The organism is Streptomyces sp. NPDC045998, assembly GCF_056430285.1.
In genome coordinates this window covers 622,859-635,965 of sequence record NZ_JBWKLJ010000003.1, presented here as the reverse complement: position 1 = coordinate 635,965, position 13,107 = coordinate 622,859, and the positions used below count along the sequence as shown (strand labels likewise).

General features: G+C 74.4%; 6 protein-coding genes. 5 read left to right on the top strand and 1 reads right to left on the bottom strand.

Features of this window, described 5'->3' with window-relative positions:
- Nucleotides 1-71: 71 nt before the first annotated feature.
- Nucleotides 72-2,750, bottom strand: a complete 2,679-nt coding sequence (locus tag AC07FJ_RS11835; protein ID WP_479047860.1) for a lysylphosphatidylglycerol synthase transmembrane domain-containing protein — start codon at nucleotides 2,748-2,750, stop codon at nucleotides 72-74.
- Nucleotides 2,751-2,878: 128 nt separating this feature from the next.
- On the opposite strand from AC07FJ_RS11835, the gene AC07FJ_RS11830 reads away from it, so the two are divergent.
- From AC07FJ_RS11830 to nudC, 5 genes are all read left to right on the top strand, one after another.
- Nucleotides 2,879-3,358 carry an MGMT family protein gene (locus tag AC07FJ_RS11830; RefSeq protein ID WP_479047859.1) on the top strand — a complete coding sequence of 160 codons (480 nt, stop codon included), beginning with the start codon at nucleotides 2,879-2,881 and terminating at the stop codon, nucleotides 3,356-3,358.
- A gap of 69 nt (nucleotides 3,359-3,427) precedes the next feature.
- On the top strand, nucleotides 3,428-6,898 hold the full coding sequence (locus tag AC07FJ_RS11825) for an ATP-dependent helicase (protein WP_479047857.1): 3,471 nt from the start codon (nucleotides 3,428-3,430) through the stop codon (nucleotides 6,896-6,898).
- 111 nt (nucleotides 6,899-7,009) lie between these two features.
- Nucleotides 7,010-10,636 (top strand): ATP-dependent helicase, encoded by a 3,627-nt coding sequence (locus AC07FJ_RS11820; protein ID WP_479047854.1) that lies wholly within the window; start codon nucleotides 7,010-7,012, stop codon nucleotides 10,634-10,636.
- A gap of 10 nt (nucleotides 10,637-10,646) precedes the next feature.
- The gene (locus AC07FJ_RS11815; RefSeq protein WP_479047851.1) at nucleotides 10,647-12,101 is read left to right on the top strand and encodes a dipeptidase; all 1,455 of its coding nucleotides are present in this window, start codon (nucleotides 10,647-10,649) and stop codon (nucleotides 12,099-12,101) included.
- A 46-nt stretch (nucleotides 12,102-12,147) separates the two neighbouring features.
- Nucleotides 12,148-13,083, top strand: coding sequence for an NAD(+) diphosphatase (nudC, locus tag AC07FJ_RS11810; RefSeq protein ID WP_479047849.1), 936 nt, complete (start codon nucleotides 12,148-12,150; stop codon nucleotides 13,081-13,083).
- Nucleotides 13,084-13,107: the final 24 nt, after the last annotated feature.

Sequence of the window (13,107 nt, the reverse complement as noted above, 5' to 3'; positions counted from 1 at the left end):
GCGGTCCATGCGGGTGGCCGGGCCCGGCACCGGGCCTTCCTGGAGCGCGTCCTTGCTGGAGCGCGTCCTTCCTACAGCGCGTCCTTCCGCGTCAGGTAGTTGAACGAGAACCAGCCCGGGAGCACCGGCAGCCACAGCGTCAGCAGCCGGTACAGCAGCACCGCCGGCGTGGCGACCTCCAGCGGCAGCCCCACCGCCACCAGGCCGAAGGTGAGCGCGCCCTCCACCGCGCCGACACCGCCGGGCGTCGGCGCCGCCGAGCCCAGCGCGTTGCCGGCCAGGAACACCACGGCGAGGCTGGCGTAGCTCAGCTGCTGGTCGCCCTGGTCGAACGCGCGGATCGAGGCGTCCAGGCACAGCACGAACATGGCCGTCAGCAGCAGCATGCCGCCGATGCCGGTGAGCAGCTTCACCGGCCGCTGGAGCACGTCCAGCATGCGCGGCACCACACCCGCGAACAGCGAGCGCAGCCGCGTCGAGACGAACTTGCGCAGCGCCGGGATCGCCGTGACCACCAGCACCAGCACGGCGACTGTCAGCAGGCCCGCGATGACCGTCCTGGACGGCGTGAAGTCCTGCGTCTTCTCCGTACCCGTCAGGTAGCCGAAGGCCAGCAGCAGCAGGATGTGCGCGCCCAGGCCGAAGAGCTGCGAGGCGCCGACGCTCGCCACCGCCAGCCCGGGTCGTACGCCCGACCGCTGGAGGAAGCGGGTGTTCAGCGCCACGCCGCCGACCGCCGCCGGCGCCACGATCTTCACGAACGATCCCGCGACCTGCGCCACCACCGTCCTCAGGAACGACACCCGCTCCGGTACGAACCCGAGCAGGCTCATCGCCGCCGCCACATAGCTCAGCGCGGAGAAGAGCACGGCCATCGCGACCCACGCCCAGTGCGCCTCGGCGATCGTCGACAGCGGCGTACGGGCGATCTGCGACAGCAGGAAGTACGCCGCGATGGCCCCCGCGATCAGGCTGATCAGGGTGCGGGGCCTGATCCGCTCCAGCCGCACCGGCTCCACCGGCGCCTGCGGCCTGATCAGCAGCACCTGCCGCCGGATCTGAGCGAGCAGGTCCTCCTCGCGGGCTTCGTCCAGCGCCTCGTCCAGCGCCCGCTTCTCGGCCTGCTTCTCGGCCCGTACGGCCTTGCGCTCGGCCCTCTCGTCCTTGACGAGCTTGACGGCGCCCTCCGGCTGCCCGTGCTCCGCCGCGGCCTCCAGACGGGCCTGGCGGGCCTCGTCCGACGCCTTGAGGACCGCCTCGCGCTCGCGCTCCGCGCGCTCCCGGGCCAGCTTGCGCAGCGTGGCGCGGGTGGAGCGGCTGAGGGCGATCGGCTGCAGCAGCGGCAGGCAGTCGGCGACCTTGTCGGGGCCGAGCACCTCGACGGCCGCGGTCACCGCGCGCTCCGCGCCGACCCGCAGGCCCAGCGTGGTCAGCAGCTGCGCGATGTCCATCCGCAGCACCAGATCACCGGCGGCGATCTCCCCGCCCCGCAGGTCCGTGAGGATCACCTTGCCGGAACGATCCACCAGAATCGCGTCGCCCGTGAGCCTGCGGTGGGCGATGCGCCGCGACTGCAGCGCCCTGACCTGCTCCCAGGCGCCCCGCACCAGCTCGTCGGTGATCTCCTCGTCCGCCAGCGCGTCCAGGTAGCGGCCGCCCAGGTGCTCGTACACCAGCATCACGGCGTCCGGTCCGAGCTCGGAGGTGGCGATCAGCTTCGGCGCGTTGGCCCCGGCGGCGATCGCCGCGTACGCCAGCAGCGCCTCCTGCTCCAGCGCCTGCCGCAGCGACTGGATGGACCGGCGGGTGGTGATGCCGCGCAGCGTCATCCGGCGCCACAGGCGGTAGAAGAAGCCCTGCGCCTGCTGCTCGCGGTCGACGACCGTGACGTCGAGGGGAGGGCCGTCCTCCAGGGTGACGATGTAGCGGCGGCCCCGGTCGCCCTGCTCGGCCGACTCGGACACGTCCTCCGCGCGCATCGCGCTGACCGGACGGAACCCGACGTGGCGCAGACCGGCGAGGAGCGTCTGCCCGGTGGGCCGGACGTTGGGGGAGCCGACGGCGTAGAGCGTGCCGTAGGCGACGGTCCAGCCGATCAGGATGGTGAGGATGATCGAGAGGGGAGTGGTGTACCCCGCCACCAGCATGGTGAACGCGTCGAGCAGCAGCACCACCCACAGGGCCACCCTCCAGCGCGGCCTGCGGGCCATCCCCACGGCCGACATATAGGCGATGACCGGTGCCAGGTAGCCGTGCACGGGGTCGGTCAGACCGCCCCCGGCCTGCGGCTGCGTCAGCGCGTCCTGGATGGTGCCGGGCGCGCCCCTGGCCACCCAGAGGTCGGTGGCGAGCGTCACCCCGTGCGCCAGTACGGCGGCGAGCACGCCGTCCGCGATGCGCAGGCCGTCCCGCTTGATCAGCCGCTCGATGGCGAAGGCGACGGGCACCAGGAGGACGGCGATGCTGGACGCGAGACCGGCGAGCTTGACGAAGAGGTCGGACGCCTGGCCGGTGCGCTCGTTGATGTCCTGCTCCAGGCCGGACGTGGTGGCCTGGGCGAACGCGGCGATGGCCAGGACGACGGCGATCGCGAAGAGACCGATGAGCAGCCGCAGCAGATCGGACGGGCGGTGTACGCGGGCGGCGAGAAGCGGCTCGTCACCGGAGACGCGGTCGATGGGCCCCTCCGCGTTCACGCATACCGTCTCCTTCTGCTTCTCCCCGAGAGGCCGTACATCCTGCCCCTTCATGGTGCCTCTGTCTTGTTGATCTCGTATCACCGGTCACCGCCCTCACCGCCCGGAAGATGGTGGCATGCCCTGGCGTCGGCGGGGGGCATCAGGGTGCACGGACCGTCTTGCCGGCGGGTTGGTGCAGGATGGTCCGAATGAGTGCGCAGGAGCTTCCGGAGTACGCGGAGCGGGTGCTGGCGACCGCCGAGCTGATTCCGCCCGGCCGGGTGATGACGTACGGGGACGTCGCCGAGTGGGTGGCACAGGAGGAGCGCGAAGCGCTCTCGAGCGAGGGTGGTGGTGGGCGACGGGTGGGCGGGCCGCGTCAGGTCGGCCGCGTCATGACGCTGTACGGCGGCGCCGTGCCCTGGTGGCGCGTGGTGCGGGCCGACGGGCGGCTGCTGCCCGGCCACGAACAGCGGGCGCTCGCGCACTACCGCGAGGAGGGCACCCCGCTGCGCCCCGCCCCGAGGACCGAGGAGGGGCACATGCCGCGCCTCGACATGCGACGGGCACGGTGGGACGGCGGAGACACTTCTCCCGGTGACGTCCCTGCCGGTGACGCCTCCCCGGGTGACATCTCTCTCGGTGATGTGCCCGGGGGTGATGCGGCGAGCGGCGCATGACGGTGCCGCCGTCCGCGTAACGTTGTTGCCCTTCACCACCAGCACACCCACCAGGACCGGCGATCCAACGTGAGCTCCTCCTCCACCACCACCGGGCGTACGCCGTACCGGGAGCGCACTCCCGGCGCGTACCGGCTGGTGCGTACCCCGCCGGCTCCCGTGAACCCCCCTCTCCTGGACGCATCGCAGCGTGCGGTGGTTGACCACGCCCACGGGCCCTTGCTGGTGCTGGCCGGACCGGGCACCGGCAAGACCACCACCCTGGTGGAGGCGGTCGCCGCCCGCATCGCCCAGGGCGCCGATCCGGAACGGCTCCTGGTGCTCACCTTCAGCCGTAAGGCGGCGGTGGAGCTGCGGGACCGGATGGCGGCGCGCATCCCCGGCGCACGCGCCCCCCAGGCCACCACCTTCCACTCCTACTGCTACGCCCTGATCCGCGCGCACCAGGACGCGGAGCTGTTCGCCGAGCCGCTGCGGCTGCTCTCCGGCCCCGAGCAGGACCTCGCCGTGCGTGAGCTGCTCGCCGGCCAGCTGGACCTGGAGCGCGAGGGCCTGGCCCGGGTCCACTGGCCCGACGAGCTGCGGGCCTGCCTGACCACGCGCGGCTTCGCCGACGAGGTGCGCGCCGTACTGGCCCGCTCGCGTGAGCTCGGCCTGGATCCGCGCGCGCTCGGTGCCTTCGCGGCGCGTCAGGGACGGCCCGACTGGTCGGCGGCGGCGCAGTTCCTCGCCGAGTACCTCGACGTGCTCGACATGCAGGGCGTGCTGGACTACGCCGAGCTGGTGCACCGGGCCGTGCTGCTGGCGGATTCCGTGACGCTGCCCGCGTACGACGCGGTCTTCGTCGACGAGTACCAGGACACCGACCCCGCCCAGGTCCGCCTACTGAAGGCGCTCGCGGGCGGCGGGCGGACCCTGTACGCGTTCGGTGACCCGGACCAGTCGATCTACGCCTTCCGGGGCGCCGACGTCAACGGCATCCTCGACTTCCCGCACACCTTCCGCCGCGCGGACGGCGCCCCCGCGCCGGTCGCGGTCCTGACCACCTCCCGCCGCTCGGGCGCGGCCCTGCTGGCCGCCACGCGTCTGCTGACCGCGCGGATGCCCCTGCCGCGTCTCCCGGCCGACAAGGTCCGCGCCCACCGCGAGCTCGCGGCGGTGCGCGCGGGCGGCCGCGTGGAGGCGTACACCTTCCCGACCCCCTCCACGGAGCTCGACAACATCGCGGACATCCTGCGCCGCGCCCACCTGGAGGACGGGGTGCCCTGGCAGGAGATGGCAGTCCTCGTCCGCGCGGGTGCCCGTACGATCCCCTCCCTGCGCCGCGCCCTCACCTCCGCCGGCGTGCCCGTGGAGGTCGACGCCCCGGACATCCCCCTGCGCCACGAGCCCGCGGTGGCCCCACTGCTGACGGCCCTGCGCGCCACGGCGACGGCCGCGCTGCGGCACACGGCGGCACCGGACGGCGCAGAATCTGAGGCCGCCGCGGACGCCGCGCCCGAAGACGCTGAGGCCGCCGCGGACGCCGCGTCCGAGGCCGCAGCGCCGGAAGCCGCAGAACCTGGGGCCGCCGTGCCCGAGGCTGCCGCGCCGGAAGCCGCAGAACCTGGGGCCGCCGAGCCCGAGACCCCCGCCGATGAGGCGGCCGACGGAGCCGGTGACGAGCCGTGGCTCGACCCCGAGACGGCCATCACCCTCCTCACCTCGCCCCTCGGCGGCATGGACGCCGCCGACCTCAGGCGTCTGGGACGGGCGCTGCGCGACGAGGAGCGGGCCGGCGGGAACAAGCTGCCGCCGCCCTCCGACACGCTCATCGCCCGCGCCCTCGCCGAACCCGAGCGGCTCGTCGCCCACGACCCCGCCTACGCGCGCGGCGCCCAGCGGCTCGGCGGCCTCCTGCGCCGTACCCGCGAGCTGCTCGCGGCCGGCGCCACCGCCGAGGAGGCCCTGTGGCTCCTCTGGGACGGCACCCCCTGGCCGGCCAGGCTCCAGCGGGCGGCGCTCCGCGGCGGCGCGGCGGGCCGCAACGCCGACCGCGACCTCGACGCCGTATGCGCCCTCTTCGAGACCGCCGCCCGCGCCGAGCAGCGCACCGGCGGCCGGGGCGCCCTGAACTTCCTGGAGGAGCTCGACGCCCAGGACATCGCCGCCGACACCCTCACCAAGCGGCCCGTCCGCCCCGACGCCGTCCGGCTGATGACGGCGCACCGCTCCAAGGGCCTCGAATGGAGCCTCGTCGTCGTCGCCGGCGTACAGGAGGGCCTCTGGCCGGACCTGCGCCGCCGGGGCTCCCTCCTCGAAGCCGACCGCATCGGGCGCGACGGACTCGCCGAGCCGCTCACCCCCGGCGCACTCCTCGCCGAGGAGCGCCGGCTCTTCTACGTGGCCGCCACCCGCGCGCGCGACCGCCTCGTCGTGACCGCCGTCAAGGCGCCCGCCGACGACGGCGACCAGCCCTCCCGCTTCCTCACCGAGCTGGGCGTCGAACCGAAGGACATCACCGGCCGTCCCCGCCGCCCCCTCGCCGTGGCCGCGCTCGTCGCCGAGCTGCGCGCCACCACCGTGGACCCCGAGGCGTCCGAGGAGCTGCGCGACGCCGCCGCCCGGCGCCTCGCCCGGCTCGCCGCGCTCACCGACGAGGACGGCCAGCCCCTCGTCCCGGCCGCCCACCCCTACCGCTGGTGGGGCCTGTACGACCCGACGCACTCCGCCGTGCCCCTCCGGGACCGCGACCGGCCCGTCGCCCTCTCCGGGAGCGCCCTGGAGCAGCTCGCCAACACCTGCGCCCTCCAGTGGTTCCTGGGCCGGGAGGTCAAGGCGGACGCCCCGGCCACCGCCGCCCAGGGCTTCGGCAACGTCGTCCACGTCCTCGCCGACGAGGTCGCCTCCGGCCGCACCCCCGCCGATCTCGCCGTCCTCATGGAGCGCCTGGACTCGGTCTGGGACGCGCTCGCCTTCGACGCCCCCTGGAAGTCCGCCCAGGAGAAGGAGCACGCGCGCGTGGCGCTGGAGCGGTTCCTGCGCTGGCACGTCATGGACCGTGCCGGCCGCACTCCCGCGGCCACCGAGCACGACTTCGACGTCACCCTCGAAGCGGGCGGGTACGAGGTGCGCATCCGGGGCTCCATGGACCGCGTCGAGGCCGACGAGCACGGCCGTGCCTACGTCGTCGACTTCAAGACCGGCAAGCAGGCACCCACCAAGGACGAGGTCGCCCACCACCCCCAGCTCGCCGTCTACCAGCTCGCCGTCCGCGAGGGCGCCGTCGACGAGGTCTTCGACGGCCGCCGCCCCGAACCCGGCGGCGCCGAACTCGTCCACCTGCGCCAGGCCGCCCCCAAGAAGGAGGGCGGGGAGGCGCTGCCCAAGGTGCAGGCGCAGGCGCCGCTCAGCGGCGAGTGGGTCGGCGACCTCCTCGCCACCGCTGCCGGACGCGTCCTGGACGAACGTTTCACCCCGGCCACCGGCAAGCACTGCGACCACTGTGCGTTCCGGGCCTCGTGCAGCGCCCGCCCCGAGGGCCGCCACATCGTCGAGTGATCGCCGACCGACCGCCGACCGACCGCCGACCGACCGTCGGCCGGCCGTCGGCTGATCGTCGGCTGATCGTCGGGTCGGGACTGTCAGTGGGGCCGGTTAGCCTCGATGACCGTGACCACTCGCCTCACCGACCCCGAGCAGCTCAAGGAGCTTCTCGGCATCCCGTTCACCCCGGAGCAGACGGCCTGCATCACCGCGCCGCCCGCCCCGCAGGTCATCGTGGCCGGAGCCGGCTCCGGCAAGACGACGGTGATGGCCGCCCGGGTGGTCTGGCTGGTCGGCACCGGACAGGTCGCGCCCGAACAGGTCCTGGGCCTCACCTTCACCAACAAGGCGGCCGGCGAGCTCGCCGAGCGCGTCCGCAAGGCGCTCGTACGGGCCGGGATCACCGACCCCGACGTCATCGACCCAGACAATCCGCCGGGCGAGCCCCGCATCTCCACGTACCACGCCTTCGCCGGCCAGCTGCTCACCGACCACGGCCTGCGCCTCGGCCTGGAGCCCACCGCCCGCCTCCTCGCCGACGCCACGCGCTACCAGCTGGCCGCCCGCGTGCTGCGCGAGGCACCCGGCCCGTACCCGGCGCTGACCAAGTCGTTCCCGACGCTCGTCAGCGACCTGCTCGCCCTCGACTCCGAGCTCGCCGAACACCTCGTACGCCCCGCCGGCCTCCTCGCGTACGACGCCGACCTCCTCGCCGCCCTCGAGAACGCCCGCCTCACCAACGCCGACCTGCGCAAGGTCCCCGAGGCCGCCGCCGCGCGCCGCGAGCTCGCCGACCTCGTCATCCGCTACCGCGCGGCCAAGCGCGAGCGCGACCTGCTGGACTTCGGCGACCAGATCGCGCTCTCCGCCGAGCTCGCCATGACCCGCCCGGAGGTGGGGCGGATCCTGCGCGACGAGTTCCGTGTCGTCCTCCTCGACGAGTACCAGGACACCTCCGTCGCACAGCGCCTCCTGCTGTCCGGCCTGTTCGGCGGCGGTACGGGCCACCCCGTCACCGCCGTGGGCGACCCCTGCCAGGCCATCTACGGCTGGCGCGGCGCCTCCGTGGCCAACCTCGACGACTTCCCCGAGCACTTCCCGTACGCGGACGGAACCCCCGCCACCCGCTTCGCGCTCAGCGAGAACCGCCGCAGCGGCGGCCGCCTCCTCGACCTCGCGAACGGCCTCGCCGCCCCCCTGCGCGCCATGCACGCGGGCGTGGAGGCCCTGCGCCCCGCGCCCGGCGCCGAGCGCGACGGCACGGTGCGGATCGCGCTGCTGCCCACCCAGGCGGAGGAGATCGCCTGGCTCGCCGACTCCATCGCCCACCTCGTACGGACCGGCAAGGAGCCGGGCGAGATCGCCGTCCTGTGCCGTACGGCGACCGACTTCCCCGAGATCCAGGCCGCGCTCGTCGCACGCGACATCCCCGTCGAGGTCGTGGGCCTCTCCGGGCTGCTGCACCTCCCGGAGGTCGCCGACCTGGTCGCCGTCTGCGAGGTCCTCCAGGACCCGGGTGCCAACGCCTCCCTCGTACGCCTCCTCACCGGCCCGCGCTGGCGGATCGGCCCCCGCGACCTGGCGCTGCTGGGCCGCCGCGCGCGGCTCCTGGTCCACCGGGACCGCGACGGCGCCACGGACCCCGACGAGCGGCTGGCGGCGGCGGTCGAGGGCGTGGACCCGGCCGAGGTCGTCTCCCTCGCCGACGCCCTCGACACCTTCCTGGACGGGGGCGGCGAGGACGACGGCCTGCCCTTCTCCGCCGACGCCCGGGTCCGGTTCGCCCGCCTCGCCGCCGAGCTGCGCGACCTGCGCCGCTCCCTCGCCGACCCGTTGATGGACGTCCTGCACCGGATCCTCGCCACCACCGGCCTGGAGGTCGAGCTCTCCGCCTCCCCGCACGCCCTGGCCGCCCGCCGCCGCGAGACCCTCTCGAACTTCCTCGACATAGCCGCCCGCTTCGCCTCGCTGGACGGCGAGGCGACGCTGCTGGCGTTCCTGGGCTTCCTGCGCACCGCGGCCCAGTACGAGAAGGGACTCGACAACGCCCTGCCGGGCGGCGAGAACACCGTCAAGGTCCTGACCGCCCACAAGTCCAAGGGCCTGGAGTGGGACGTCGTCGCCGTCCCGGGCCTGGTCACCGGCCAGTTCCCCAGCACCAGGTCACGCGAGTCGTGGACGGCCCAGCCGCAGGTCCTGCCGCACGCGCTGCGCGGTGACGCCCCCACCCTCCCGGCGATCGAGGACTGGGACGCGAAGTCGCTCACGTCCTTCAAGAACGCCATGAAGGACCACCAGCACACCGAGGAGCTTCGCCTCGGCTACGTGACCTTCACCCGCCCCCGCTCCCTCCTGCTGGCCTCCGCGCACTGGTGGGGCCCCACCCAGAAGCGCCCGCGCGGCCCGTCCCCGTTCCTGCACGCCCTGTACGACCACTGCGCGGCGGGCTTCGGCGAGATCGAGGCCTGGGCCGACGAACCCGAGGAGGGCGCCGAGAACCCCTCCCTGGAGGAGTCCGCGGCGGACCGCCCCTGGCCCCTGCCGCTGGACCCGGCGTCCCTCGCCCGCCGCCGCACGGCCGCGGAGCGGGTGCTGCGGTACCTGGACACCGAGGGCGATGCGGCGCCTCCGGCGGCGGCCGCCGCGGACCCCGACCCCGACGAGCCGTGGCCCGACGAGCCCGCCGACCCGGACGGACCCTTCGACCTGGACGAGCCGGTCGACCCGGATGAGCCGGTCGACCCGGACGACCCCGTCGACGTGGACGAAGCCTGGCCCGACGGCCTCGCGGACTGGGACGACTGGGACGACTGGGACGCCGTCGCACCCGGGCCGCCCTCCGCCGGTACCGACAGCGGAGCCGGACCGGGGGCTGACGCCGGTACCGGCACCGCCACCGGCTCCGGCTCCGCCGTCGGCACCGGAGCCGTGCCCGCGCCCCGGCGCGCGGGAGCCGCCGACGGCCCCGCCGCGCGCCCCGGGGGCGTACCCCCGGTTCCGGGAAGGGGCGGCCGGGTGGGGGAGGGGCTCACCCCCGAGGACGGCCGCACCATCGCCTCCTGGGACCGCGACCTCGACGCCCTCACCGCCGAGCTCCTCCGCGCCCGCGCCACCACGCGCGAGGTGCGCCTCCCCGCGTCCCTGTCCGCCTCGCAGCTGCTGCGCCTCGCCGCCGACCCCGACGGCTTCGCTCAGGAGCTCGCCCGGCCCATGCCGCGCCCCCCGCAGCCCGCCGCGCGCCGCGGGACGCGGTTCCACGCCTGGGTGGAGTCCCGCTTCGACGCGGTGCCGCTCCCGATGCTCGGGCCCGACGAGCTGCCCGGCGGCGAGGCGTACGCCGACGAGCCCGAGATCGCCGACGAACGGGACCTCGCCGCGCTGAAGGAGGCGTTCGAGCGGACCCCGTACGCCCACCTCACCCCGTACCGCGTGGAGGCGCCCTTCCAGCTCACCCTCGCCGGCCGCGTCGTCCGCGGCCGCATCGACGCCGTGTACCGGGACCGCGACACCGGCGCGTACGAGATCGTCGACTGGAAGACGAACCGCTCCCACACCGGCGACCCCCTCCAGCTCGCGGTCTACCGCCTCGCCTGGGCCGAGCGGCACGGGCTCCCCCCGGAGGCGGTCGGCGCGGCCTTCGTCTACGTCCGCACGGGCGACGTCGTCCGCCCGGACCACCTGCCGGGACGCGCCGAGATCGAGCGCATCCTGCTCCGTGGGACGCCCGGCGGGCCGACCCCCGATCCCGGATAGGCTCAAGGGCATGAGCGACACCCCGGACAGCGCCGTCCAGACCGTACGTACGTACATAGAGCAGCACCGCGCCGCCTTCCTCGACGACCTCGCCGAGTGGCTGCGCATCCCGTCCGTGTCGGCGCAGCCCGCGCACGCCCCGGACGTACGGCGCAGTGCCGAGTGGCTCGCCGCGAAGCTGACGGAGACCGGCTTCCCGGTCGCCGAGGTCTGGGAGACCGGGGACGGCGCGGGCGCCCCCGCCGTCTTCGCCGAGTGGCCCTCCGGGGACGCGACGGCACCCACGGTCCTGGTCTACGGCCACCACGACGTCCAGCCCGCGGCCCGCGAGGACGGCTGGAACACGGACCCCTTCGAGCCCGTCATCCTCGGAAACCGCCTCTACGCGCGCGGCGCCGCCGATGACAAGGGACAGGTGTTCTTCCACACCCTGGGCGTCCGCGCGCACCTCGCGCTGACCGGCCGCACCGCCCCCGCCGTCAACCTCAAGCTGCTCATCGAGGGCGAGGAGGAGTCCGGCTCGACGCACTTCCGGGAGATCGTCGAACGGCACCGCGCCCGCCTCGCCGCCGACGCCGTGATCGTCTCGGACACCGGGATGTGGTCGGAGACCACGCCCACCGTCTGCACCGGCATGCGCGGCGTCGCCGATTGCGAGATCACGCTGTACGGGCCCGACCAGGACCTGCACTCGGGCGCCTTCGGCGGCGCCGTCCCGAACCCGGCCACGGCGGCCGCCCGCCTCGTCGCCGCCCTGCACGACGAGGACGAGCGCGTCACGATCCCCGGCTTCTACGACGACGTCGCGGAGCTCACCGACCGCGAGCGCGAGCTGATCGCGGAGCTCCCCTTCGACGAGGCGTCCTGGCTGACCACGGCGAAGTCGTACGCCACCCTCGGCGAGGCCGGCTACACCACCCTGGAGCGGGTCTGGGCCCGCCCCACCGCCGAGGTCAACGGCATCGGCGGCGGCTACCAGGGCCCCGGCGGCAAGACGATCGTCCCGGCCACGGCCCAGGTGAAGCTGTCGTTCCGGCTGGTCGCGGACCAGGACCCGGACAAGCTCGAAGTGGCCGTACGCGACTGGGTCGCCGCCCGCCTCCCGGCGGGCATCCGCCACGAGATCGTTTTCGGCGCCCCCACCCGCCCGTGCCTGACGCCGCTCGGCCACCCGGCCCTCCAGGCGGTCGCACGGTCGATGAGCACGGCCTTCGACGGCGCCAAGATCCGCTTCACGCGCGAGGGCGGCTCCGGCCCGGCCGCCGACCTCCAGGACGTCCTCGGGGCACCGGTGCTGTTCCTCGGCATCTCCGTACCGTCCGACGGCTGGCACGCGCCGAACGAGAAGGTCGAGCTCGACCTGCTGCTCAAGGGCGTGGAGGCGACCGCCCACCTCTGGAGCGACCTCTCGACGGCACTGCCCGCGGCGCCGTCCGCGGCACAGCCCGCCGCCGCACTCCGCTGAACAGACACCCATTCACCCGGGGGAGTTGGAACCACCAGTGACCACCATGAGCAACGAAGCGCACCGGCCGATCAGCCTGACGGCCCCGAGCGGCATCGACCGCGCGGCACACCACCGCCTCGACGAGGCGTGGCTGGCCGCGGCGTGGAGCCACCCGACGACCCGGGTGTTCGTGGTCTCCGGCGGCCAGGCCCTGGTCGACGACACCCCCGACGGCCGCACCGAACTGGTCATGACGCCGTCCTTCGAGGCCCCGGTCACGGAGACCCACCGGTACTTCCTGGGGACGGACGAGGAGGGCGTCAGCTACTTCGCGCTGCAGAAGGACGCGCTGCCGGGCCGCATGGACCAGTCGGCCCGCCCGGCCGGTCTGCGCGAGGCGGGACTGCTGCTGTCGCCGCGCGACGCGGGGCTGATGGTGCACGCGGTGGCGCTGGAGAACTGGCAGCGGATGCACCGGTTCTGCTCCCGCTGCGGCGAGCGCACGGTGATCGCGGCCGCCGGCCACATCCGCCGCTGCCCCGCCTGCGGGGCCGAGCACTACCCGCGCACCGACCCGGCGGTGATCATGCTGGTCACGGACGACCAGGACCGCGCGCTGCTGGGCCGCCAGGTCCACTGGCCGGAGGGCCGCTTCTCCACACTGGCGGGCTTCGTGGAGCCGGGCGAGTCGATCGAGCAGTCGGTCGCGCGCGAGGTCTACGAGGAGGCCGGCGTGACGGTCGGCGAGGTGGAGTACGTCGCCAGCCAGCCGTGGCCCTTCCCCTCCAGCCTGATGCTGGGGTTTATGGCGCGCGCCACCTCCTACGAGATCAACGTGGACGGCGACGAGATCGAGGAGGCCCGCTGGTTCTCCCGTGACGAGCTGCGGGCCGCGTTCGAGTCCGGCGAGGTTCTTCCCCCGTACGGGATCTCGATCGCGGCCCGACTGATCGAGCTCTGGTACGGCAAGCCGCTCCCGAGGCCCGGAAACGCGGCCTGAGCGGGCCCGGCCCGACCGGTTTCG

What these genes read in the sequence shown, in the direction of transcription:
- AC07FJ_RS11835 (WP_479047860.1), bottom strand. Translation starts at nt 2,750, where the DNA reads ATGAAGGGGCAGGATGTACGGCCTCTCGGGGAGAAGCAGAAGGAGACG.
- AC07FJ_RS11830 (WP_479047859.1), top strand. Translation starts at nt 2,879, where the DNA reads ATGGTCCGAATGAGTGCGCAGGAGCTTCCGGAGTACGCGGAGCGGGTG.
- AC07FJ_RS11815 (WP_479047851.1), top strand. Translation starts at nt 10,647, where the DNA reads ATGAGCGACACCCCGGACAGCGCCGTCCAGACCGTACGTACGTACATA.
- nudC (WP_479047849.1), top strand. Translation starts at nt 12,148, where the DNA reads ATGAGCAACGAAGCGCACCGGCCGATCAGCCTGACGGCCCCGAGCGGC.